Origin of the sequence: Mycobacterium sp. (genome assembly GCF_036490025.1) — a bacterium.
Taxonomy (GTDB): Bacteria; Actinomycetota; Actinomycetes; order Mycobacteriales; family Mycobacteriaceae; genus Mycobacterium.
In genome coordinates, this window is record NZ_DASXEP010000014.1 from 1 (window position 1) to 22,674 (window position 22,674).

The window sequence follows — 22,674 nt, forward strand, 5'->3', positions numbered from 1 at the left end:
ACTTGGTGACGGTCAGCCAGCTTCTCGGGCAGCGCGCCGCGGGGAGCGTCTACGGCGGTCGAGACAACGGTCCACCGGCCAACGACCTGCACGACATCCCCGCGTCCGAGATTCCGGCGCTGCCGAACACCCCGTCGCCGCCGCCGATGCCCAACTTCCCGATCAGCGATGTCCCGGGCCAGAATTCGGGCGGATCGAGCAACGGCAGCTAGGTGCGGAATCAACTGCGGGACAACTAACAAGCGGGTTTACTCGTTGCTGGGGTACGTCGGGTAGGAGGTGCCCAGTGGCGGCATACGACTTCATTGTGATTGGGGCCGGTTCCGCCGGATGTGCGGTAGCGGGGCGGCTGGCCGCCGAGTCTTCGGCGACGGTGCTGTTGGTCGAAGCCGGCGGTTCGGATCGACGATTGGCAGTGCGAGCCCCGCTGGCAGGCATCCAGCAGTTCGGGACATCGTTGGACTGGTGCTATGAAACCGAGCCGGAGCCCGGTTGCGCCGATCGCCGGATTCCTCAACACGCCGGGCGGGTTCTCGGCGGCACCAGCGCGATGAACATGATGGTGTGGGTCAAGGGCAGCGATCTCGACTACGACGGCTGGCAGCTGCCCGGCTGGTCGTGGCAGGACGTGGCGCCGGTATTCGCGCGAATTGAACAGGGCCCGATGCGAGTTGGTCGAACGCCTTATCCCGACGAGTTGTCGAAGCGGTGGGTCGCTGCGGCGCGCGCGGCAGGTGTCTGCGCCGACGACGACGTCAGCGGACCCGAACTCGACGGTGCAGCAATCGCTCCCGTCACCATCCACAACGGCCAGCGCTGGAGCACTTCGCGCGGCTACCTCCGGCACCGCGACAATCTGACGGTCCTCACAAAGGCCGGCGTCCGGCGGTTGATCATCCGCAACGGTTTTCCGAGCGCGAGGATGTCGAAGCACTCGTCCGGGCGGTGCAACGCACACGCGAAATCATGGGCACCGAGCCGATCGCTTCCGCCGTCGAGCGCGAACTTCTCCCAGGCCCCGGTTCGGACATCGAGGCGCACATCAGGCAGACCGTGATCACCACATACCATGCATCCTGCACGGTCGCGATGGGTAACCAACCCGACAGCCCTCTTGACGAGAATCTCCGCGTCCGCGGGATAGAAAACCTCCGCGTTGCCGACGCCTCGGCGCTACCTCGGATTCCCCGCGCTAACACCAACGCTGCGTCGACCATGATCGGCGAACGCTGCGCGGATTTCCTGCTGGCACAAGCTCCTGCTGGGCCATCGGTGGCGGCGCAGAACTAACCGAGCCGGCGACTACTGCCCCGGTAGCTCACCCGATGCGGCCAAGGCCAGCAGCTCGCCACGGCCGATCTGTGTCACCAGGCTGGCGCTGTCAAAGTAGATGCGCTCGTTGGTGATTCGTTCACCATCGAAGAAGAACACCGCGATGATCGGCACCCGGAACGCTTTGCCGGTGGGTGGCATGCCGTAGAACTCGCCGAGATTGGTTCCCAGCAGGTCGAATTCGGTGATCACCGCGTCTTCGGTGACGTGGAAGCGCACATTGTCGTGCCGCTGGTCGGGGAACGCGGTCCGGGTGGTCCGGTAGTACCCCATCACCTCGTCGTCGCCGTCGAAAACCTGGCCGGTGGCCATGATTTCGTAGTGTGGGTGCCCGTTGAAGGTGGCCAGGGTGCGATCGAACTCCTTGGTCACCTCGGTGTTCATGTGCTCTTCGATGAGTGCCAGGCGCCGTTGCCGGAGGTCGTCGCTGATCATGTCTACTGCTCGTTCACTTTGGCCATCGCCAGCACGTCGAGGCGACGGTCGAGTTCGGCTTCGGAAAGCTTGTCGCCGATCAGCCCGCGGTCGATGACCGCCTGTCGAATCGTCTTGTGCTCCTTGACCGCTTGCTTGACCACCGCGGCCGCCTCTTCGTAACCGATCGCCGAATTCAGCGGCGTGATGATCGACGGCGACGACTCGGCCAGCTCCCGCAGGTGCTCGACATTGGCGGTCAGCCCGGTGATGCACCGCTCGGCGAACAACGTCGAGACGTTGGTCAGCAGCTTGAACGACTCGAGGATGTTGCGGGCCATCATCGGGATGTAGACGTTGAGTTCGAACGCGCCCGACAGGCCGCCGACGGCGACGGCGGCGTCGTTGCCGATCACCTGAGCGGCGACCTGGGTAACCGCCTCGGGGAGAACAGGATTGACCTTGCCCGGCATGATCGAGCTACCCGGCTGCAGGTCCGGCAACTGGATCTCGGCCAGACCGGTCAGCGGGCCCGAGCCCATCCAGCGCACGTCGTTTGCGATCTTGGTCAACGACACCGCGATGGTCCGCAGCGCGCCGGACGCCTCGACCAGCCCGTCGCGGGCGGCCTGGGCTTCGAAAGAGTTGACCGCCGTGCGTAATTCGGTCACGCCGGTCTCGGCGACCAGGACCTGGACCACCTTGGCGCCGAAGCCGTCGGGGGCATTCAGGCCAGTGCCGACGGCGGTGCCGCCGATCGCCAACTCGCCCAGCCGGGGCAGGCACCCGTGCACTCTTTCGATGCCGGCCTCGATCTGGCGGGCATACCCGGAGAACTCCTGACCCAGCGTCACCGGCACGGCGTCCATCAGGTGGGTGCGGCCCGACTTGACCACGGTGCGCCACTCGCGGGCTTTGCCGGCCAGCGCGTCGTGCAGCACCTGCAGCGCCGGAATGAGGTGGCGCACAGCAGCTTCGGTGGCCGCGATGTGTGTGGCCGTCGGGAAGGTGTCGTTGGAGGACTGCGACATGTTGACGTCGTCGTTGGGATGCACGGTCACGCCGTTGGCACCGGCGATGCTGGTGATCACCTCGTTGGTGTTCATGTTGGAGCTGGTGCCCGAACCGGTCTGGAAGACGTCGATCGGGAACTGGTCGTCGTGCTTGCCGTCGGCGATCTCGGCGGCGGCGGCGATGATCGCGTCGGCCTTGTCCGCTGCCAGCAATCCGAGGTCCTTGTTGACTTGGGCGCAGGCGCCCTTCAGCAGGCCCAGGGCGCGGATCTGGGTGCGCTCCAATCCGCGGCCGGAAATCGGGAAATTCTCCACGGCGCGCTGAGTCTGCGCCCGCCACAACGCTTTTGCGGGCACCCGAACCTCGCCCATGGTGTCGTGCTCGATGCGGTACTCGGTGTCTGCCATCGGCAAAGCCCCTCGCTAGCTAGTGGTTACGGCAGTGGGTATGCGGCGCTGCTGTCGCCGGTGAAATCGATAGCCGAGTATTCGTTGAGCTTGGCCAGCCGGTGATAGGCCTCGACCATCCGCAGTGTGCCGGACTTCGAGCGCATCACGATCGACTGGGTGGTGCAGCCCCCGGGCTCGTAGCGCACACCCTTCAGCAGGTCGCCGTCGGTGACGCCGGTGGCGCAGAAGAAGACGTTTTCCCCGGACACCAGGTCGCCGGTGGTCAGGATCTGATCGAGGTCGTAGCCGGCATCGAGCGCCTTCTGTCGTTCCGCGTCGTCGGTGGGTGCCAGTTGCGCCTGAATCTCGCCGCCCATGCAGCGGATGGCCGCGGCGGTGATGATGCCCTCCGGGGTGCCGCCGATGCCGGCCAGCATGTCGGTGCCCGAGCCCGGCCGGCACGCCGAGATCGCGCCGGCCACGTCGCCGTCGGTGATCAGCCGGATCCGGGCGCCGGTGCCCCGGACGTCCTCGATCAGCTGGTCATGCCGCGGGCGGTCCAGGATGCAGACCGTCATGTCGGGGATGGACAGTCCCTTGACTTTGGCCACCGCCCGGATGTTCTCGGCGATCGGTGCGGTGATGTCCAGCACGTGTGCGGCGTCCGGACCTACCGCGATCTTGTTCATGTAGAACACCGCTGACGGGTCGAACATCGCGCCGCGGTCGGCCACCGCGAGCACCGAGATGGCGTTGGGCATGCCCTTGCTCATCAGCGTGGTGCCGTCGACTGGGTCGACGGCGAAGTCGCACTCCGGGCCGTCGCCGTTGCCGACCTCTTCGCCGTTGTAGAGCATCGGCGCGTGGTCTTTCTCGCCCTCGCCGATCACCACGACGCCGCGCATCGACACGGAGTTCACCAGCTGGCGGATTGCGTCGACGGCCGCGCCGTCGCCGCCCTCTTTGTCACCACGGCCCACCCAGCGGCCCGCGGCCATGGCGCCCGCTTCGGTGACCCGGACGAGTTCGAGGGCGAGGTTTCGGTCCGGGGCTTCACGACGAGAACCTGCGGTCATGGTTGCCGATTGTCCCAGAGGAGGGTTGCCGTTCGGGAGCTGGGATACTCGTCTGGTGACGACGCAGCCCGAGCCGACGGCCAAACCGGCCAAGCCTCGGCTGCTGCAGGACGGCCGGGACATGTTCTGGTCGATCGCGCCGCTGGTGGTGGCGTGCATCGTGCTGGCGGGCGTGGTGGGAATGTGCTCGTTTTCCCCGGGCGGGATCAACCGCGGGCAGGTGCCGGCCTACGACGCGTCCAGCGCCTTGCGCGCCGATGCGCTGACGCTCGGGTTCCCGGTCCGGTTGCCACGGCTGCCCGCGGGCTGGCAGCCCAACTCCGGCGGCCGCGGCGGTATCCCCGACGGCCGGACCGACCGGTCGACCCACCAGCGGATGTACGCCGTCACCTCCACCATCGGATACATCAGCCCGGGCGGTATGTATGTGAGCCTGACCCAGAGCAACGCCGACGAGGACAAGCTGGTCGGCTCGATCCACCCGTCGATGTTTCCGAGCGGGACGGTCGACGTGGATGGCACCCGGTGGATCACCTATCAGGGGGACGGTGGCGTTGAGCCGGTGTGGACGACGCGGCTGACCGACCCATCCGGCCCCGCGCAGATCGCGATCACCGGTGCCGGCGGCGCCGAGGAGTTTCGTACGCTGGCAGCGGCCACCCAATCGCAGCCGCCCCTACCGGCGCACCGGTAGCAGTGACAGAAGGGACCAGTCAATGACTGCACCGGAAGCCGACCTCACCGGCTGGTCGGTGGCACCGTTCACCGGCGGTGGATACACCCACGACGTCTACCGCAAGGGCGAGGGACCCGGCGTGGTGCTGATCCCGGAGATACCAGGCATCCACCCGGGAGTACTGGGACTGGGAAACCACTTGGTGGACAACGGTTTCACCGTGGCGATACCGTCGTTGTTCGGCGAGCCCGGCCGCGGAAAAGACCCCGGCTACGTCATCTCCACCATCGCTCGGGCTTGTGTGGCAAGGGAATTCGCGGCTTTCGCGACCAACAAGCAGCGTCCGGTGTCGGTCTTCCTGCGCGCGCTGGCACGCGATCTCAACAAGGCGACGCCGGGTAAGGGCGTCGGGGTGATCGGCCACTGCTTCACCGGCGGTTTCGCGCTGGCCGCCGCGGTCGACGACAGCGTGCTCGCACCGGTGCTCAGCCAGCCGTCGGTCCCTTTCCCGCTGACGCCGCGCCAGCGCCGTGATCCCGGAGTCAGCGATCTGGAGCTGAACGCGTTCAAAGACCGTGCCGCCAACGAAGGGCTGTGTGCGATCGGCCTGCGGTTCAGCGAGGACAAGATGTCGCCCGGCGAGCGGTTCACCACACTCAAAGAACGGCTCGGCGACGCGTTCGAGGTGATCGAGATCAGCTCGCGCCCAGGAAATGAGCACGGCTTCTCCCGGATCGCGCATTCGGTGCTGACCGACGAGGTGCGTGAGGTCGACGGCCAGCCGGCCTACGAGGCGCGCAAGCGAGTCGTCGAGTTCCTCAACGAGCGGCTGCGTTAGCCGCTTGCCGCCTGCGCTGATCGGCAACGAACCGGATCGACATGCGCTGCAACAGACTTGGCGCCAGCCGGGCGAACACCCAGGACGCGTAGGCCTGCCTGGGCTTGATCAACAGCGCCTTGTTACGGCCGATCGCCCTCAACGTGTCGCGGGCCAGCCGGTCGGCGCTGTAAGCGTTCTTCATGCCCTGCCCGCGCAGGTAGTAGTCGCGGCCGACGAATCCGCCGACGGCGCCCTTGTCCAGAATCGGCGTCTCGACCGCGCCCGGGCACACCGCCAACACACCCACGCCGCGGGGAACGGCTTCGGAGCGCAGCGCCAGTGACAGCCCGACGATCGCGTGCTTGGTCATCACGTAGCTGGTGATCTGACCGGCCGCGGTCAGCCCGGCCATCGACGCGGTGTTGACGATGTACCCGTGGCCTTGTCGCAGCATCACTGGGTAGGCGGCGCTCACCCCGTGCACGACGCCGCGGATGTTGACGTCGATGATGGCGTTCCACTGATCCAGCGTCAGCAGTTCGGTGTCACCGCCCCAGGCGATTCCGGCGTTGTTGAACATCAGGTCGAGCCGTCCGGCGCGGCCGACAACGGCGTCGACGGCCCCCGCGACCGCGGCCGGGTCGGTGACGTCGAGGGTGGCCGATGTCGCCGACCCGGGACCATGCACGCTCTCGGCGGTGCGGGCCGCTGCGGCGCCGTCGATGTCGGTGCAGACGACGTCGGCACCCGCGGCTACCAGTGCCCGCGACAGCGCGGCGCCGATGCCCGAGCCGGCGCCGGTGACGATCGCCTGCCGGCCAGTGAAAGTCACGACGAGGCGAGCTTGGCCGTTGAGGTGCGGCTGGTCATCCCTGCGCGCCCTTGCCGGAATCGGGCCATTTGGCGGTGATCACGCGCCACGGGTCGGCGTAGCGACCGGGGTGGCGGTAGTACGGCGAACGGCGTTTGAGCAACGTGTGGGCCAACGGAGATGCCAGCCGCGCCGGATAGCGGCGCCAACCCATCCGCTCGGCGGTCTCGGCCAGCACCTGTGGCCACGAAATGCGTTGGAAATCAAGAGCTTCCACCGACCTGGTGGTGTCCATCCAGTCGGTGCCGAACCAGTCGGCGTCGCTGTCCGGGTTGCCTTTGCGCCCGGCGGGGATTCCGCCGACCAGACCCATCGCCGCCGCGGTCGACGGGACGATATCGCCCTGGACCAACCGGTGCGAGTCGTCGCCGCCGATCAGCAGCGTCTCGCCGATCACCGGTGCCGTGGTGGCGGCGACGAAAGCGCGCGCGACGTCGCGCACGTCGACGGTCTGGATGCGGCCGTCGACGGGCAGCGACGCCTCGAAGTAGATGGTGTCCAGGTCGAGGTGGAGGTCGAGCCGCGGCTCGGCGGTCAGGACGCCGCCCAGCCGCAGCACCACCCAATCCAGCCCGGACGCCCGCACCCGCTTCTCGGCCTCCACCTTGTGCGCGCCGTAGATGTCGGAGGGCCGCAGCGGGGTGTCCGCGGTGAGCACGCCGCTGACCCGGTGCGGATTGCGGGCGCCATAGGCGGCAACGCTGGAGGCCTGGACGAACCGCGGCGGCGCCGGCAGCGCTTGGGCGGCGTGGAGCAAAAAACCCGTCGCATCGACGTTCACCCGACGGGCCAACTCCGGCCGGGCGTAGCAGACCGGCGGAATGATCGCGGCAAGGTGGATGATCACTGCCGGCGATACCTCACGCAACAGCGCGGCGACCGCATCAGGATCGGTGAGATCGGCCCAACGCACCTCAGTCGAGGGCACCAGCGCGGCCGCCTTGCGATTGACCGGTACGTCGAGATCTGTGGCGACGACCCGGCGACCGTCGGCGATCAGCTGTCGCACGGTTTCCGCGCCCACCAACCCGAACGCCCCGGTGACCAGCACAGTGTCCGACATGACCCTCCTTGCCCGCGATCGCGCATTACGCTACACGTCGACGCGGAATATCCCGCTACCCGGCTGCGGCGGGTGCGACAACGGCCACCGGCTGGGGGCTGGCCGCGGCTTTCATCTGGTCGAACAGTTCGACGTAATAGGGTAGGCAGTCGGCCATCGCCTGCGCGGTGGTGAACAGCGGCCGGTAGCCGAGATCGCGGGCGGCCTTGGCGACCGAGAAGTAGTTGTCCAGGTACAGCCGCTCGACCGCGAGCGGCTCCAGCGGGGGCTGCGGGAGGCCGAACCGGAAATGCAGCCGCTGCCAACCCAGCATCGCCGCGCGCACCGCGGCGCCGGAGATCCGCAACCGTGGCAGCCGTTGCCCGCATGCCGCCACCACCGGCCGGGTGAACTCGAACATGTTCACCGGTTCGTCGTCGTTGATGAAGTAGGCCTGCCCGGGTGCGGTGCCGCCCGGCACCAGGTGCTGTGCGGCCAGGATGAAGCCGTGAATCAGGTTGTGCACGTAGGAGTTATCCAGGCGTGCGGCCTTGCGGCCGACCAGCACCTTGACGTGGCCGGCCAGCACGCTTTCGAACACCTTGCGGAACATCGTCTGATCGCCGCGGCCCCAGATTCCGCTCGGGCGAACAGCACACGTCAGAAGTCCGTCAATCCCGTTCTGGGACAGCACAAATCGTTCAGCGACCACTTTCGTCTCGGTGTAGAGATCGTTGAAACGGTTGGTGTAGGGCAGCGTCTCATCACCGCCGGCGATGCGCTTGCCGCCCATCACCACGCTGTTCGACGAGGTGTAGACGAAGCGTTTCACTCCGGCGGCCTGCCCGGCGTGCACCAAGTTCTTCGTGCCCTCGACATTGACGGCGAAACTTCGCTGCCGGTACTCCTCGGTGACCGACGCGCCGCCCATCAACTCGATCAGCGCCGCGGTGTGGAAGACGGTGTCGATCCCGGCGACCGCGCCCGCAACGATGTCCCGGTCGCAGATGTCGCCTCGCAGCACCTCCAGGCCGGGCTGGGCGGGCAGCGGCGAGGGCACCCGATCGAAGGACCGCACCTGATAACCCCGCTCGAGCAGGGTCGTCACCAGGTTGGCGCCGACGAACCCCGAGCCGCCGGTGACCAGGACCCGTCCCAGCCGGGCGGTCGGCGATGATTCTGAATTCTCAGCCATGCCGCTGAGGATAACTGAAACGTGTTCCAGTTTCGAATGAAACCTAGAGAAATGGTTTCCCGTTCAAGAATCGTCGGGTTCGCCGGCGGACAATGCGTCGGCCACCCGCTTACGGGCGCCAGCTAAGTGTTCCTCGCAGCGTTTAGCCAGCTGCTGGCCTCTTTCCCAGAGCTCCAGCGACGCATCGAGATCGAGCCCGCCCTGCTCCAGAAGTCGCACGACCTCGATCAGCTCGTCGCGGCATTTCTCATACCCGAGCTGACTAATAGGTGTAGCTTTGTCACTCGCCATCGGCCGGCCCCTTACTCATCGCCGCGATCGCGCCGTCGCCGACCCGCACCCGCAGGGCGGTCCCCGCCGGGGCATCGCCGACCGACCGCAACACCGACGCGGAACCGTGGCCATCCAGCGTCTGCACCACGGCATAGCCGCGCGCGAGGGTGGCCGCCGGCCCGAGCGTGGCCAGCCGGGCCGACAAGTGGCCGACGCGTTCGGTTTGCACGTCGATCAGCCGGGCGATGTCCCGGCGAACCGCCGACCGGGCGCGGTGTATCTCGTCGGCGCGCATCGCCAGCGCGGCCAGCGGCTCGGCCAGTACCGGTCGGCTGCGCAACTGCGCGAGCGCCCGCTCTTCGCGGCCCACCCAGTTGCGCAGCGCTTGGGCACTGCGCCGGCGCAGGTCGTCGAGCAGGTGCTGCTCGGCCGCGGTGTCCGGGACGATCTTCTTGGCGGCATCGGTGGGGGTGGCGGCACGCAGGTCGGCGACCAGATCGCACAGCGGATTGTCGGGCTCGTGACCGACCGCGCTGACCACCGGCGTGCGGCACGCGGCGATCGCGCGACACAACGTCTCGTCGGAAAATGGCAGCAGATCCTCCACGCTTCCGCCACCGCGGGCTACCACGATGACATCTACGCCGGGGTCCGCGTCCAACTCCCGCAATGCCGTGACGAGCTGGGAAACGGCGGTCGGACCCTGGACGGCGATGTTACGGACGGCGAACCGAACCGCCGGCCAGCGCGCGGCTGCCACCGTGGTCACGTCGTGCTCGGCCGCGCTGGCACGTCCGGTGATCAATCCGATCATGTTGGGCAGGAACGGGATTGGCCGTTTGAGTCGGGGGTCGAACAGGCCCTCGGCCGCCAGCAGTTGGCGCAACCGTTCGATCCGGGCCAGCAGTTCACCGATGCCGACTGCGCGTATCTCGGACAGCCGTAGCGTCAGAGTGCCGCGGCCGGTGAAGAAGTTGGGCTTGCCGCAGACCACCACCTGCACGCCTTCGACGAGCTTGACCGGTGCATCGTCGACCAGGTTGCGCGGAGCGGTCACGGTCAGCGACATGTCGGCGGCCGGATCGCGCAGCACCATGAAGACCGTCTTGGCGCCCGGCCGGACGTTGATCTGAGTCAGCTGGCCTTCGACCCAGACCGCGCCCAATTTCTCGATCCAGCTTGCGATCCGGATGGCAACCGCGCGTACCGGAAACGGGTTCTCGGCGGAATTCGCCGAGCCGGCCGGCGGATTGGCGTTGCTGACGGTGTTGGCGGTCACTTCACCGTCGCGCGCGTGATCCTGTTGGCCAGCAGTGTCTGGAACGGCGCGCGCGCTTTGGTGGCCTCCTCGTAGGCCAGCAGCGCTTCGAGCTCGTCGACGTCGAGTGATTGCAGCCGGGCCCGCAACTGGGCCAGGGTCAGCTGTTCGTAGTCCAGCTCCTCGACCACCGCCGGCGCAGAGACTGTCTTCTTCGCCGGTTTTGCCGCATGCCGCGCCGGAGAGTCGGTTGCATCAGGCGCCGAATACAGCGCGAATCGTCCTTCGGCGCGGCGTTGGCCGTCAACCGTGTCGGCGTCGGACGCGTCATCGTCGCTGTCGTCGGGCAGGTCCTCGTCGAACGTCGCCCACTCCGGCTGCTCGTCCTTGGGCGGAAAAATCTGCTCCAAGGTGGAATCGCCCTTGATCACCAGCTCGGCCAGGTTTTGTTGGAACCGCATCACAACGTGCGCGGCCGTGCTGGCCAGCGTCATCGGATACATCAGGATGGTTTTCGGCAGCTTGATCGTCTCCTCGACGGCGAACGTCGCCGCTCCCACCAGCAGCCGAACCCCATATGGTGCAGTAGCCATGCGGTCAAGACTGCCTTAACCGGCGGACAAACTCCAAGCTGACCGCGCGCGAGTTGTGCCGTCAGCGATGTGCAGAACGGAGACAACGGAAAGTACGCTGGTTGGCATGCCACCGACCGTGAACATGGGCATCCCGGGCGCCACCGCCTCGGTGGCCGACCCCGTCACCGGCAAGCGGGTGCTGCTGGCCGAGCCGCGCGGGTACTGCGCAGGCGTCGACCGCGCTGTCGAGACCGTCGAGCGCGCGTTGGAAAAGCACGGCCCGCCGGTCTACGTCCGGCACGAGATCGTGCACAACCGTCATGTGGTGGAGACCCTGGCCAAGGCGGGGGCGGTTTTCGTCGACGAGACCGACGAGGTCCCCGAGGGCGCCATCGTGGTGTTCTCCGCCCACGGCGTCGCGCCCACCGTGCATACCTCGGCGGCCGAGCGGAAGCTGCAGGTGATCGACGCCACCTGCCCGCTGGTCACCAAGGTGCACAACGAGGCCAAGCGCTTCGCCCGCGATGACTACGACATCCTGCTGATCGGTCACGACGGCCACGAGGAGGTCGTCGGGACCGCCGGTGAAGCCCCCGACCATGTGCAGCTGGTCGACGGGCCCGGCGCCGTGGATGGTGTGACGGTTCGCGACGAGGACAAGGTGATCTGGTTGTCGCAGACCACGCTGTCGGTCGACGAGACGATGGAGACCGTGCAGCGGCTGCGGGCGCGCTTCCCCAAGTTGCAGGATCCGCCCAGCGACGACATCTGCTATGCGACCCAGAATCGTCAGGTCGCGGTCAAGGCGATGGCGCCGGAGTGCGAGCTGGTGATCGTCGTCGGGTCGGGCAACTCGTCGAACTCGGTTCGGCTGGTCGAGGTCGCGCTGGGCGCCGGGTCGGCGGCCGCACACCTGGTCGACTACGCCGACGACATCGATCCGGCCTGGCTGGCAGGGGTCACCACTGTCGGGGTCACCTCCGGCGCCTCAGTGCCTGAGGTCCTGGTGCGTGGCGTTTTGGAGCGGTTGGCAGAGCACGGCTACGACGTGGTGCAGCCGGTGACGACGGCCAACGAGACGTTGGTGTTCGCGCTGCCGCGAGAGATCAGGAGCTCGCGCAGCGGTTAGGCGTCACGCGGGCGCCGCGGACGGTCGTTGTAGGACTCCTCGGCCCCGGCTGCTTTCCGATACCTGACTTGTGAGATCGGGTGGTGCGTCGCTGTGGCCCCGTTCGGTGCGGGCCTGCGCCGCGGGGTGGGCGCGGGGGCAGCGTCGAAGGGCTCCACGGGTTCGTAGGGGTCGAAGCGGCTGCTGCGCGTGGTCGGGCGATCTCGGCGAGCGTGCGGGTCGCGGCGGACTTCCCGCGGCGGGCGGCCACGCAGGTCCGGATCGCGCGGCAACCTGCTGCGGCGCGGCGGCTCCGAAGTATCGAATTCGCGGGTAGGGCGTCGACGCCGGGCCCGCTCGCCGGCCGGATCGGCGGCGTCGTCCAGCGCGGGCCGCGCCCGACGCGTACGCGACGATGCCGGACGCTGGCCGGTTCGTCGGCCGTCGGCCGTGGTGGCTCTGGCGGAGCGCTCGACGGTGTGCGTTCGCCGCGTCCGGGGCCTGGCGGCCTTGTCGACGGTTTCGTCGTCGGCGGGTTCACGATCGAACATCGCCGTCAGCCTGGCGACCAACCCGAGCCGCCCGCCCTCGCCCGCAGTGTCGGAGGCGTCGGTGGCCGCCGCAGCAGCCCGGGCCTGCTGCGAGTCGAACCTGCCCAGAGTCCACCGGACCAGGCCAACCAGCAGCACGCCGGCCGAGGTGAACAGCATCAGCGGGAAACGCTCGATCAACGGGTAGCCGCAGTTGATCAACAGGTCTTTGATGCCGGTGAATTTGGCGCCGTGGAACAGGAAGTACGCGCCGGGCACCGCGCAGAACAAGATCAGCGGTGGCTGAACGATCGCGGTGAAAATTCCGGACTGGCGTACAGCCAGCACAGCAGCAAGGCACCCCACCACGTAAAGCCCGGAAAAAACGCTGGTCAGTTCCTTGCCGGAGCCGGCGTCGAAAGCAAACCCCACAGCGCAACCGGTCACCGCGACCACCACGGCGGCCCACCACGGCACACCAGGAATGCCGGGGACTATCGAGCGGTGATCGTCCGTCACCGCCGAACGGTCCTGCTGTCCTGACACATGTCGACCGTACCGGCTTGACGCCGAAAGATGCGTAACGACCTTGTTAGCATTCCGTGGGCGTGCCACAGCTCTCGGTTCTCCTACACTTGACTCCCTGTGAGCTTGAGCCTCGGGATTGTCGGCCTGCCCAACGTCGGTAAATCGACCCTGTTTAATGCGCTGACCAGAAACAACGTGGTCGCTGCCAACTACCCGTTCGCGACGATCGAGCCGAACGAAGGCGTCGTACCGCTGCCCGATCCGCGGTTGGCGACGCTCGCGGAGATGTTCGCGTCGGAGCGCATCGTCCCGGCACCGGTGACCTTCGTCGACATCGCCGGTCTGGTCGCCGGCGCGTCCGAGGGAGCGGGCCTGGGCAACAAGTTCCTGGCCAATATCCGCGAGTGCGATGCGATCTGCCAAGTGGTCCGGGTGTTCTCCGACGACGACGTGACGCACGTCGCCGGAAAGGTTGACCCGAAGTCGGACATCGACGTCGTCGAGACCGAGCTGATCCTGGCCGATCTGCAGACGCTCGAGCGTGCGGTGCCGAGGCTGGAGAAAGAGGCCCGCAACAACAAGGAGCGCAAACCACTGCTTGACGCCGCCGTGGCCGCACAGCAGACGCTTGACGGCGGGACCACGCTCTTCGGCGCCGGAGCCGATGCGCTGCTGTTGCGGGAATTGAATCTGCTTACCACCAAACCCTTTTTGTACGCGTTCAACGCCGATGAGTCGGTGCTCACCGACGCCGATCGGGTCGCCGAGCTGCGCGCGCTGGTGTCGCCGGCGGACGCGGTGTTCCTGGACGCCAAGATCGAGGCCGAGCTCATCGAGCTCGACGACGAGTCGGCCGCCGAGCTGTTGGAGTCGATCGGTCAGACCGAGCGCGGCCTGGATGCGTTGGCGCGGGCCGGGTTTCACACGTTGAAGCTGCAGACCTACCTGACCGCCGGGCCCAAGGAGTCGCGAGCCTGGACCATCCACCAGGGCGACACCGCCCCGAAGGCGGCCGGGGTGATCCACACCGACTTCGAGAAGGGCTTCATCAAGGCCGAGATCGTGTCCTACGACGATCTGGTCGCCGCCGGGTCGATGGCCGCGGCGAAGTCCGCGGGCAAGGTGCGCATGGAGGGCAAGGACTACGTGATGGCCGACGGCGACGTCGTCGAATTCCGGTTCAACGTCTGAGCCGCGGAGGGGTCGGCTCTCGTACAAGGGCAATGGAGGCTGTCTTGCACAACGACCTCCAAAAAACCGGGTACCGGCGTGAAGATATCCTTCGCCGCGTCACCGCGTGCGGAATTGGCAGGCCGCGATCGGGGCCTGCAAGCGTGAGCATGATGTGCGTGAACAGGTCGCGCTGGTACGCCCGGCGTCTTGGTGGCATCATGGTACGCATCATTGATGCGTACGGAGGTGTCGAATGAGGACAACGGTGACCATTGACGACGCGCTGCTGGCGAAAGCGGCCGAGCTCACCGGGGTGACCGAGAGTGTGGCGCTTCTCCGTCAGGGACTGCAAACATTGATCCGAGTCGAGAGTGGTCGTCGTCTTGCGGCTCTTGGCGGCACGGATTCGCAGGCATCTGGCGCCCCTCGGCAGAGGGCGTCTGCTGGTGATTCTCGTTGACACGTCAATATGGATCGACCATCTGCACACCGCGGAGCCGCGTCTCGTCAGCCTGTTGACTGACGACGAAATCGGCTGCCACCATTTGGTCGTCGAAGAGCTGGCACTTGGTTCGTTGAAACAGCGCGACGTCGTACTCGGATTACTGTCCAATCTCCATCAGTTCCCGACTGTCACACGCCTGGAGATACTCCACCTCGTCGAACATCGCCGTCTGTGGGGCAAGGGACTGAGCGCAATCGACGTCAACCTTCTCGGATCCGTCGCGCTAGTGGATGGTGCGCAGCTCTGGACGAGGGACAAGCGGCTGAAGGCGGTCTGCACGGAGGTTGGTGTTGCGCTCGCCAAGGAATCGTGACGTTGTTCGGCAACGGGACTTAGTCGAATTCCGGTTCGACGTCTGACAAGCGACGTCTGACATCGAGCGAGCGCATTTGGGCGGTCGTGCCACAAACATTCAGCCGAACCACTCGAACACGACTGGCATGCGGCTTTACCAGCACATGTGAATCTTATTGGCGCACATCGGCTTTCGGAGCTTGCCCCCCGTCAGAGTGCTCGTAGGCCACGCAGGGTCCTTCTTATCAGTTCACGCCGTTCGTCTATTGTCATCGAGTCACCGAGGGGAGCATGCACCCGCAAATAACCCTGTGTCACCAGGTCGTCGACCAGGAACCGCGTGGCACCGAGCGGCAAGGACAGGCGAGCGGCGATCTCTGCGACCGAGGGGCTGTGCACGCACGACGTCAGGATCTGGGCCCGCACATCATTTCTCCGCCAGCGCGGGGGCTTCGCTGTGGTGTTGAGCGCTTCGACCGGAGCGTCGAGTGCCAAGTCGACGCCAGCGTCGGTACGGCCTGCCGTCAGCGTGTATGGCCGGACCAAGCTCGGCTCGTCCGCGGTTTCCGGTTCTGCAAACCAGTCGCCAATCGGCTCGCCCTTGCCCTGCGACTGCTGTTGCGCGTCGGTGTGCTTCCCCCGGCCGTGTGGCACGCTGTGGTTCTCCAAGAACCACAAGGTCTGGTCGGCGTGCACCGATGCGCGCACCTCGCTGGCGACGACCTTGAGGATCGTGCGGTCGGTGTCGATGACGAAGGTGGTCCGTCTGACCGGCAGCAGCCGGGCCAGCAGGCCCCGGCGCCGAGTGTGCCGGCCACGCCGGCCTACCTCACGCGCCACGACGGATCTACGCAGCTTGGCAAGCCTGCCTCGGCGCACCCCGAACAGCTCGGACACCACGCCCTCCGCGTCGGAGAGCAGCGGATAGTCGAACGAGCGCTGTCGGGCGAAGTGGGCCTGCTTGTCGACGGTGTCGGTGCTGATGCCCACCCGCTGGGCGCCCATCCTGGCGAATTCGCCGCTCAGGTCCCGAAAATGACACGCCTGAGCTGTACAGATCGGTGAGGACGCTAATGGGAAGAAGAACAGCACAATCGGCCCCTCGGAAAGGAGCGCGGACAGTGTCCGAGGCCGACCGGTGTGATCGTACAGAGTGAAGTCAGGCGCCTTATCGCCCGCGATCATCGGCAAAGAATAACGCCGGGTCGCTCTGTGTGACGCACGACTCGGATAATTCGCTCATCGCCGAACAGGGAACCGTGGTCGGTTCGGCAACCTCGAGGTCGGTGAGGGTGTATTCCGGCTGCAGCGGGAAATACAACGAGCTGGCGTCGGGCATGGTCGACGGCAGCGAGATTCCAACGGTCGTTCCAACGACGACACGGTCGTGGTGGAGCGGCTCGTCGTGAACATGATTGCAGGGCAACCCGCTGCCTGTGATCGCAAGGGCTGCAACGAATTCCGTGCCGCCGTTGGAGACGGTGACGTAGTAAGGCGGGGCATTGATCAGCGTCGACAACCGCGAGCCGGATCGCTGTGACCGGTCAGCGAGTGTCGGAGGGTCCGGTTAACCTGCCCCGCAGGAGACGCTGCACGCCATGTCCGACAGGGAGAGTTCCATGAAATTCGTTTCGACCCGCATCATCACGGCCGACGTTAAACGGCTTGTCGACTTCTACGAGATGGTCACCGAAGTCTCCGCAGTATGGGGAAGCGAACTGTTCGCCGAGATTCCAACGCAGGTCGGTGCGCTGGCCATCGGCAGCGACAAGACCGTACCGCTGTTCGGGGAAGGGTCCGCCGAGCCGGCGGCCAACCGTAGCGCGATTGTGGAGTTCATCGTCGAGGACGTGGACGCCGAGTACGAGCGACTCCGCCAGCGCCTGGCCGAGGTCGTGACCGAGCCGACGACCATGCCGTGGGGTAATCGCGCACTCTTGTTTCGCGATCCAGATGGAAATCTCGTCAATCTGTTCACTCCGGTCACGGACCAGGCACGCGCCAAGTTCGGAGTTTGAGTATCGGCGAACGAGTTGGATCGCGAGGTCGTCGAGTCGGCAAACGGCCGGTCATCCGCGCCGCTAGACTTGCAGTGACCAGAAAGATCATCCGCAAGGGCTCACATGCTGCGCACCGCGCTCGCCGTCACATCGCTCCTCTTCGGCATCGAAATCGCTGCCGCACCAGCAGGATTGGCTGACCCGCCGTACCAGAACTGCAATGAAGCGCATGCCGACGGGCGTTACAGCATCCCGACCAGTGACCCGGCCTATCGACCGGATCTCGACCTCGACCAAGACGGACTCGCCTGCGAGCCGTCGAAGGCGCGCAGATCGACTAGGTGAGTCAGTGGCTACCTAGCCTCGATTGTCGGTGGCTGTCCTTATCATCGGCCCGGAGATGAAGATCGCATACCTTTTCCTGCCGCTCTACTTCGGCGTCTTTGCGAGCCTCGTCGGCCACAGCATCCGGGCGGGTGTGGTGGGCGCAGCCGTCGGCTTGGTTTTGGCCGTTTTGCTGTCAGCAGAGGGCCATCGGCGGGGGCGCGCCGACGGGATGGTGGTCATTGACGGGATGACCGGAACGGAGTTCGAGCACTACGTCGCGGCCCGCCTGCAACGCGCCGGCTGGCACGTGACGTTCACCCCGGCGACCGGCGACTACGGCGTCGACCTGATCGCCCAACGGGACGGCAAGTCGGTGGCAGTCCAGTGCAAGCGCTTGGGCAAACCGGTCGGCGTCGCAGCTGTGCAGCAGGTGGTTTCCGGCGCACGCCACCACGGATGCGCCAAGAGCCTTGCGATCAGCAATCAGGAATTCACGGCCGCGGCCAAACAACTCGCCAGTACCCACAATTGTCAGTTGATTGGTCGTAAAGCGTTGCAGGCCTGGGTGCCGCCTCCTGCACGACGAGCGGTTTAGCGCGTGCCGACAGTCCGGCTAAGGCAAACTCTGGGAGATGGCGACTATCAGGCGAACACGACCACGGGTCGGGCGGTCAATGAGCGTGGTCGCCCTGGCGATGTCCGCTCTCGGACTGGCCGGCGGCATAGCCCAGGCGGCGCCTGTGCCGAACTACCACTGGTGTCCCGGTCAGGCATGGGACCCCGGCTGGGGCAGCATCTACGACTGGGACTGGAACCACTGCCATGACTGGGAACGCGCCGCCGGCCAAGGTGGCCCGATGGGAAACGGGCCTTGGGGACTCCCGCCGTCATGGGCGCCGCCGCAGCCGTCCCCGCCGCCGTGGGCGCCCGGGGCCAGCGTGATGTGGAATCAGACTGCTCGTGCGTGGGGATTCTGGAACAACAACATTTGGACCCCGATCTGACCAATCAGTCCGCGACGACCGCGATTTCGCTTCCCAGGCGATACGGCGCAATCAGCGGAAGATCGTCACCGCTCCAAAAGCGGCCAGGGTCAAACCAATTAGACCGTTTTTCGGTTTCGATCAGACCCATCTCCTCGTAGGTGACTGCCACCGTCTCGGCGCAATAGGCGGATTCGAAGCCGCCCTGCCGCTGCTGTGCCCGGCGCCGGCGCGTTGACTCGCGAACGCGGGCGTCCAACACCGGGATTCCCCGCACCCAGTCATACCTGGTCGGCAGTTGACCGCGCAGCCACCGCAGTGTGAGCCGGGTCGTGGACGGAAATGGTGTGCCGTCCATCCGGGCGATGAGGCGCAGGAGCCGATTCTCCTGCTCGCGGTTGATGTCGGGGGTCATCTGCCGTAACCAACACCGTTGTCCGTAACGAGTGAGCCACCGCTCCACCGATTCTCGGGCGTCGTTGAGTTGTACACCGCGGTGGTTGGTGGCCGTCCAGACATCGGTCAATTTGTCGCCGAGTTCGGCATGCCACATCAACGGCGGCAGATCCTCGATCGCGACCGTCATGCCGACGTGGTTCACCGGGCTGTTCGACATCGTCTGGATCGCGCGGTCAGGTCCGGAGTGTCCGCGAAACAGCCAGACGTCGCCCGTCCTGGTTTCCTCCAGAGCGCGGTCCAAGCTCACCGTGTGTGCTTCCACCACCGCACCCTATGCAATACCGTCCCCGCCGGGATGTACTCCCGAATAACCTGAGCCGATGCGCACCATCTGGAAATTGTTGGGGTTGGCCGGGGTGGTCGGGGTGGCGGCCGGGGGCGCGCTGGTCGTCCGCGATCAGCGTCGACGCCGGGCATACACCCCCAACGAGATCCGCGATCGGCTACAGCAGCGGCTGGCCGAGGCCGGCGAAGGCTAGCGATTCAGGCGGCCGCGACGGCGAAGAGCCGGTGAGTGCCCGCGAAGCCCTTCAACTCGGTGTCGCGGCCGCCATCGAAAGCGAGGTCCTCGCAATCGCTGAGGGCATCGCGCACTGTGTCGCTCACCAAAACCTCCCCACCACAGGCCTGGGCGGCAACTCGCGCCGCCATCGCGACGTTGCGGCCGAACAGGTCGTCGCCGCGACGCACCGACCGGCCCACATGGATACCGATGCGTACTCGAATCCCGTTGCGCCGCTTATGTTGCGCATCTCTGTGCAGCGCGTCCTGCATATCGATGCCGCAGCGCACCGCCTGCTCGGCGTGGGCGAACGCGATCATGAACCCGTCACCCTGACTTTTCACCACGTGCCCGGAGCGTTGCTTTACCAGCTTGCGAACCAGCTTGTCGTGCTCGCCGATCAGCTTCACCCAGGCGCGGTCACCGACTCGCTCGTTGAGCGCGGTCGACTCCTCGATATCGGAGAACAGAATCGCCACCTTGCCGTCCGCAGTCACCCGGGCCAGATCCGGGCGTTCCACCTCGGCCCAGTCGGCGAGGTCCTCGATCGAGCTGCGCACGGCGGCGCCGAAACCTTCTTTGCGTACCAGGTTCGCGGTCTGCCATACCGTCTTGACGGCTTCGCGGCCGCTGGAGAGCAGCCAGCTGCGGTTATCGGCTTGCTGCCGTAGCGCGTCGGCTTCGCGGCGCGTGCGGGTTATCAGCACCCACATGACTCCCAAGCCTGCGGCTTCGACGACCGCGAGGCCGGCAAGCGCGTAGATCGCGATCAACAGGTGGTCGTGCATGCCACGCATCTTCCCCGATCTGTCGTGGCTTCCGCAGCGACAGCGCCAGATCGGCGCCGGGACAACGCGCCATACCTTGCCCGGGTAACCGCTGCGAATTGAAAAGCATACTGGCCGAGTACATTCCAGTAACGCTACGATTTCCGATGCCCTGGACTGGTGTTTGCCCGCGGCGGCCGGTGGTTACATCATGTTGTGGCCTGCCGGTTGTCGGGCCGAATCGCAGTGTTTAGGGTTGGGGGTGGCCGTGGCGGGGTCGAGGCAGCGCGTTGTGCACGTGCGAAGCCGCGCTGACTAGTCGATTTATCGTGGAGGTCCCGATTGGCCGAACCCGGCAACAGCGCCTCGGATCTGCTGGTGATCTTCGGGATCACCGGCGACTTGGCCCACAAGATGACCTTTCAGGCGCTCTATCGGCTGGAGCGCCGGGAGTTGCTGAAGTGTCCGGTGCTGGGAGTCGCCAGCGACGACATCAGCGTCGAGGAGTTGGTCAAGCGGGCCCGCAGGGCGATCGAGGACGGCGGCGAAAAAGTCGACGACAAGGTGTTTGACCGGTTCGCGCACCGACTGTCCTACCTGCACGGCGACGTCACCGATCCCGCGCTGTATGACGCGCTGGCCAAGCAGATCGGTGCCAACCGCGACTGCCTGTTCTACCTGGAAATGCCGCCGTCACTGTTCGCGCCGATTGTCGAGAATCTGGCCCGGGCCAAACTGTTGGAGCGATCCCGCGTCGCCGTGGAAAAGCCGTTCGGCCACGACCTGAAGTCGGCGGGCGAGCTCAACACGCGTCTGCGCGCGGTGTTGGACGAGGACCAGATCTTCCGGGTGGACCACTTTCTGGGCAAGGAGCCGGTCGTCGAACTGGAGTACCTGCGCTTCGGCAACCTGGCCCTTACCGAGCTGTGGGATCGCTCCAACATCTCCGAAATTCAGATCACGATGGCCGAGAATTTCGGGGTCGAAGACCGGGGCAGCTTCTACGACGGGGTCGGCGCCCTGCGCGACGTCGTGCAAAACCATCTGCTGCAGGTGCTCGCCGGAGTGGCGATGGAGCCGCCGGTCGGTCCGAGCGCAGACGACCTCAACGACAAAAAAGCCGACGTTCTGCGGTCGATACCCGCGGTGGATCCCGATCGATACGTCCGGGGCCAATATCGCGGCTACACCGATATCGACGGGGTGGCCAAGCGTTCGAAGACCGAGACCTTCGTCGCGCTGCGGGTGGAGATCGACAACTGGCGCTGGGCCGGGGTGCCGATCTTCTTGCGGGCGGGCAAGGCGCTGGCCGAACGAGTTACCGAGGTGCGGTTGTTCACCCACCGCGTCCCATCACTGGCCTTCCTACCCGATCGCCGACGGGCCGAGCCCAACCAGATCGTGTTGCGGATCGACCCCGACCCGGGCCTGCGCCTGCAGTTGACCGCGCTTGACGGTGACCGGTGGCGCGACCTGCACCTGGACTCGTCGTTCATGCAGGACCTGGGCGAGCCGCTGCTGCCCTACGAGCGGTTGCTGCACGGCGCGCTGACCGGAAATCACCAGCTGTTCGCTCGCGAGGACGGCATCGAAGAAACCTGGCGGATCGTGCAGCCGCTGCTGGACCACCCCGGCGAAATCCACCAATACGAACCCGGCTCCTGGGGGCCAGAAGCGGCGCGCGAACTGCTACGAGGACATCGCGGCTGGCAACAGCCGTGGCTAGCCGTTAACCACTAACAAGGAGAGCAGAGCGACATGCAGCTAGGGATGATCGGCTTGGGCCGAATGGGCGCGAATATCGTCCGCAGACTGGTCGACCATGGGCACGAATGCGTTGTCTACGATCACAATCCGGACGCGGTCAAGGCGTTGGCCGGCGCAGACAAGATTACCGGGGTGTCGTCCCTTTCCGAACTGGTCGATAACCTCACAAAGCCTCGAGTCGTCTGGGTGATGGTGCCCGCCGGCAATATCACCACCGAGGCAATCAAGGAGCTGGTTAACACGCTGCAATCGGGCGACATCGTGATCGACGGCGGGAACACCTACTACCGCGACGACCTAAAGCATTCGAAGTCGTTGTCCGAGAAGGGTATTCACCTCTTGGACTGCGGCACCAGCGGCGGTGTGTGGGGCCGCGAACGGGGCTATTGTTTGATGATCGGCGGCGACGAGCAAGCATTCGCGCATGCGGAGCCGATATTCGAAAGCGTCGCGCCCGGCGTCGATGCGGCACCGCGCACCCCGGGCCGCGACGGCAAGATCGCGCAATCGGAAAAGGGGTACTTCCACTGCGGGCCTAGCGGGGCCGGGCACTTCGTGAAGATGGTGCACAACGGCATCGAGTACGGGATGATGGCCTCGCTCGCCGAGGGGCTGAACATCTTACGCAACGCCGACATCGGTACCCGCGTTGAGAAGGGCGACGCCGAAACCGCGCCGATGTCGAATCCCGAGTGCTACCAGTACGACTTCGACATCGCCGATGTCGCCGAGGTGTGGCGCCGGGGCAGTGTCGTCGGTTCCTGGCTGCTGGACCTGACCGCGATCGCGCTGCATG

The 22,674-nt window shown here is 66.0% G+C and carries 29 protein-coding genes and 2 pseudogenes; 16 read left to right on the plus strand and 15 right to left on the minus strand.

Annotation, left to right across the window (positions count from 1 at the left end):
- The 3 genes and pseudogenes from VGG53_RS01330 to VGG53_RS01340 form a co-directional block, all read left to right on the plus strand.
- Positions 1-212 (plus strand): annotated as a pseudogene (locus VGG53_RS01330) (polysaccharide deacetylase family protein); the annotation flags it as partial.
- A 74-nt stretch (positions 213-286) separates the two neighbouring features.
- Positions 287-1,057, plus strand: coding sequence for a GMC family oxidoreductase N-terminal domain-containing protein (locus VGG53_RS01335; RefSeq protein WP_331516155.1), 771 nt, complete (start codon positions 287-289; stop codon positions 1,055-1,057).
- Complete coding sequence (locus VGG53_RS01340) at positions 946-1,290, plus strand: GMC oxidoreductase (protein WP_331516156.1); 345 nt, start codon at positions 946-948, stop codon at positions 1,288-1,290. The genes VGG53_RS01335 and VGG53_RS01340 overlap by 112 nt, the downstream gene beginning before the upstream one ends.
- A gap of 12 nt (positions 1,291-1,302) precedes the next feature.
- On the opposite strand, the gene VGG53_RS01345 is transcribed toward VGG53_RS01340, so the two are convergent.
- Genes VGG53_RS01345 through glpX form a run of 3 tightly spaced genes read right to left on the minus strand, consistent with a single transcriptional unit; the run spans position 1,303 to position 4,225 of the window.
- Positions 1,303-1,767, minus strand: coding sequence for an ester cyclase (locus VGG53_RS01345; RefSeq protein ID WP_331516157.1), 465 nt, complete (start codon positions 1,765-1,767; stop codon positions 1,303-1,305).
- 2 nt (positions 1,768-1,769) lie between these two features.
- Positions 1,770-3,167 carry a class II fumarate hydratase gene (locus VGG53_RS01350; RefSeq protein ID WP_331516159.1) on the minus strand — a complete coding sequence of 466 codons (1,398 nt, stop codon included), beginning with the start codon at positions 3,165-3,167 and terminating at the stop codon, positions 1,770-1,772.
- Between the two features lie 26 nt (positions 3,168-3,193).
- The gene (glpX, locus tag VGG53_RS01355; protein ID WP_331516161.1) at positions 3,194-4,225 is read right to left on the minus strand and encodes a class II fructose-bisphosphatase; all 1,032 of its coding nucleotides are present in this window, start codon (positions 4,223-4,225) and stop codon (positions 3,194-3,196) included.
- Between the two features lie 55 nt (positions 4,226-4,280).
- On the opposite strand from glpX, the gene VGG53_RS01360 reads away from it, so the two are divergent.
- Entirely contained in the window at positions 4,281-4,919 is a 639-nt protein-coding gene (locus VGG53_RS01360; RefSeq protein WP_331516162.1) for a DUF4245 domain-containing protein, read from the plus strand.
- 22 nt (positions 4,920-4,941) lie between these two features.
- A complete protein-coding gene (locus VGG53_RS01365) occupies positions 4,942-5,739 on the plus strand; it encodes a dienelactone hydrolase family protein (RefSeq protein WP_331516163.1) in 798 nt (265 codons plus the stop codon).
- On the opposite strand, the gene VGG53_RS01370 is transcribed toward VGG53_RS01365, so the two are convergent.
- From VGG53_RS01370 to VGG53_RS01395, 6 genes are all read right to left on the minus strand, one after another.
- Positions 5,720-6,553, minus strand: a complete 834-nt coding sequence (locus VGG53_RS01370) for an SDR family oxidoreductase (protein ID WP_331516164.1) — start codon at positions 6,551-6,553, stop codon at positions 5,720-5,722. The genes VGG53_RS01365 and VGG53_RS01370 overlap by 20 nt on opposite strands.
- Before the next feature lie 34 nt (positions 6,554-6,587).
- Positions 6,588-7,655, minus strand: coding sequence for an NAD(P)-dependent oxidoreductase (locus VGG53_RS01375; protein WP_331516165.1), 1,068 nt, complete (start codon positions 7,653-7,655; stop codon positions 6,588-6,590).
- Between the two features lie 55 nt (positions 7,656-7,710).
- Positions 7,711-8,829 (minus strand): 3-beta-hydroxysteroid dehydrogenase, encoded by a 1,119-nt coding sequence (locus VGG53_RS01380; RefSeq protein WP_331516166.1) that lies wholly within the window; start codon positions 8,827-8,829, stop codon positions 7,711-7,713.
- A 63-nt stretch (positions 8,830-8,892) separates the two neighbouring features.
- Positions 8,893-9,120, minus strand: a complete 228-nt coding sequence (locus VGG53_RS01385) for an exodeoxyribonuclease VII small subunit (RefSeq protein WP_331516167.1) — start codon at positions 9,118-9,120, stop codon at positions 8,893-8,895.
- Entirely contained in the window at positions 9,110-10,381 is a 1,272-nt protein-coding gene (gene xseA, locus VGG53_RS01390; protein WP_331516168.1) for an exodeoxyribonuclease VII large subunit, read from the minus strand. Before xseA ends, VGG53_RS01385 begins: the two co-directional genes overlap by 11 nt.
- Positions 10,378-10,953, minus strand: a complete 576-nt coding sequence (locus tag VGG53_RS01395) for a lipid droplet-associated protein (protein ID WP_331516169.1) — start codon at positions 10,951-10,953, stop codon at positions 10,378-10,380. Before VGG53_RS01395 ends, xseA begins: the two co-directional genes overlap by 4 nt.
- 106 nt (positions 10,954-11,059) lie before the next feature.
- On the opposite strand from VGG53_RS01395, the gene VGG53_RS01400 reads away from it, so the two are divergent.
- Positions 11,060-12,064 carry a 4-hydroxy-3-methylbut-2-enyl diphosphate reductase gene (locus tag VGG53_RS01400; protein WP_331516170.1) on the plus strand — a complete coding sequence of 335 codons (1,005 nt, stop codon included), beginning with the start codon at positions 11,060-11,062 and terminating at the stop codon, positions 12,062-12,064.
- Here the strand turns inward: VGG53_RS01400 and VGG53_RS01405 are convergent.
- On the minus strand, positions 12,061-13,119 hold the full coding sequence (locus VGG53_RS01405; protein ID WP_331516171.1) for a DUF6542 domain-containing protein: 1,059 nt from the start codon (positions 13,117-13,119) through the stop codon (positions 12,061-12,063). The genes VGG53_RS01400 and VGG53_RS01405 overlap by 4 nt on opposite strands.
- A 99-nt stretch (positions 13,120-13,218) precedes the next feature.
- On the opposite strand from VGG53_RS01405, the gene ychF reads away from it, so the two are divergent.
- From ychF to VGG53_RS01420, 3 genes are all read left to right on the plus strand, one after another.
- Positions 13,219-14,292 (plus strand): redox-regulated ATPase YchF, encoded by a 1,074-nt coding sequence (ychF, locus tag VGG53_RS01410; RefSeq protein WP_331516173.1) that lies wholly within the window; start codon positions 13,219-13,221, stop codon positions 14,290-14,292.
- 235 nt (positions 14,293-14,527) lie between these two features.
- A complete protein-coding gene (locus VGG53_RS01415; protein WP_331516175.1) occupies positions 14,528-14,734 on the plus strand; it encodes a type II toxin-antitoxin system VapB family antitoxin in 207 nt (68 codons plus the stop codon).
- Entirely contained in the window at positions 14,721-15,092 is a 372-nt protein-coding gene (locus VGG53_RS01420; protein WP_331516176.1) for a type II toxin-antitoxin system VapC family toxin, read from the plus strand. Before VGG53_RS01415 ends, VGG53_RS01420 begins: the two co-directional genes overlap by 14 nt.
- Positions 15,093-15,283: 191 nt before the next feature.
- On the opposite strand, the gene VGG53_RS01425 is transcribed toward VGG53_RS01420, so the two are convergent.
- The 3 genes and pseudogenes from VGG53_RS01425 to VGG53_RS01435 form a co-directional block, all read right to left on the minus strand.
- On the minus strand, positions 15,284-15,727 hold the full coding sequence (locus VGG53_RS01425) for a DUF742 domain-containing protein (RefSeq protein WP_331516186.1): 444 nt from the start codon (positions 15,725-15,727) through the stop codon (positions 15,284-15,286).
- A 12-nt stretch (positions 15,728-15,739) separates the two neighbouring features.
- Positions 15,740-16,258: pseudogene (locus VGG53_RS01430) on the minus strand (peroxiredoxin); the annotation flags it as partial.
- Positions 16,242-16,592 carry a hypothetical protein gene (locus tag VGG53_RS01435; RefSeq protein ID WP_331516177.1) on the minus strand — a complete coding sequence of 117 codons (351 nt, stop codon included), beginning with the start codon at positions 16,590-16,592 and terminating at the stop codon, positions 16,242-16,244. The pseudogene VGG53_RS01430 and the gene VGG53_RS01435, both read right to left, overlap by 17 nt.
- Positions 16,593-16,692: 100 nt before the next feature.
- Here VGG53_RS01435 and VGG53_RS01440 point away from each other — a divergent pair, with 100 nt between their 5' ends.
- The 4 genes from VGG53_RS01440 to VGG53_RS01455 all read left to right on the plus strand — a co-directional run bounded on the left by VGG53_RS01440 (position 16,693) and on the right by VGG53_RS01455 (position 18,404).
- Complete coding sequence (locus VGG53_RS01440; RefSeq protein ID WP_331516178.1) at positions 16,693-17,091, plus strand: VOC family protein; 399 nt, start codon at positions 16,693-16,695, stop codon at positions 17,089-17,091.
- Positions 17,092-17,196: 105 nt separating this feature from the next.
- Positions 17,197-17,418 (plus strand): excalibur calcium-binding domain-containing protein, encoded by a 222-nt coding sequence (locus VGG53_RS01445; protein WP_331516179.1) that lies wholly within the window; start codon positions 17,197-17,199, stop codon positions 17,416-17,418.
- A gap of 28 nt (positions 17,419-17,446) precedes the next feature.
- Complete coding sequence (locus tag VGG53_RS01450) at positions 17,447-17,995, plus strand: restriction endonuclease (RefSeq protein WP_331516187.1); 549 nt, start codon at positions 17,447-17,449, stop codon at positions 17,993-17,995.
- A 79-nt stretch (positions 17,996-18,074) separates the two neighbouring features.
- Entirely contained in the window at positions 18,075-18,404 is a 330-nt protein-coding gene (locus VGG53_RS01455; protein WP_331516180.1) for a hypothetical protein, read from the plus strand.
- Positions 18,405-18,408: 4 nt separating this feature from the next.
- Here the strand turns inward: VGG53_RS01455 and VGG53_RS01460 are convergent, their stop codons facing one another.
- Positions 18,409-19,089, minus strand: coding sequence for a guanylate cyclase (locus VGG53_RS01460; protein ID WP_414688851.1), 681 nt, complete (start codon positions 19,087-19,089; stop codon positions 18,409-18,411).
- Positions 19,090-19,162: 73 nt separating this feature from the next.
- Between VGG53_RS01460 and VGG53_RS01465 the strand changes: the two genes are divergently transcribed.
- Positions 19,163-19,321 (plus strand): hypothetical protein, encoded by a 159-nt coding sequence (locus VGG53_RS01465; RefSeq protein WP_331516182.1) that lies wholly within the window; start codon positions 19,163-19,165, stop codon positions 19,319-19,321.
- A gap of 4 nt (positions 19,322-19,325) precedes the next feature.
- Here VGG53_RS01465 and VGG53_RS01470 read toward each other — a convergent pair whose 3' ends face one another.
- Positions 19,326-20,141 (minus strand): adenylate/guanylate cyclase domain-containing protein, encoded by an 816-nt coding sequence (locus VGG53_RS01470; protein WP_331516183.1) that lies wholly within the window; start codon positions 20,139-20,141, stop codon positions 19,326-19,328.
- 312 nt (positions 20,142-20,453) lie between these two features.
- On the opposite strand from VGG53_RS01470, the gene VGG53_RS01475 reads away from it, so the two are divergent.
- Both VGG53_RS01475 and gnd read left to right on the plus strand, forming a co-directional pair.
- Entirely contained in the window at positions 20,454-21,851 is a 1,398-nt protein-coding gene (locus VGG53_RS01475) for a glucose-6-phosphate dehydrogenase (RefSeq protein WP_331516184.1), read from the plus strand.
- 18 nt (positions 21,852-21,869) lie between these two features.
- The coding region (gnd, locus tag VGG53_RS01480; RefSeq protein WP_331516185.1) for a phosphogluconate dehydrogenase (NAD(+)-dependent, decarboxylating) at positions 21,870-22,674 on the plus strand (805 nt) is incomplete at its 3' end.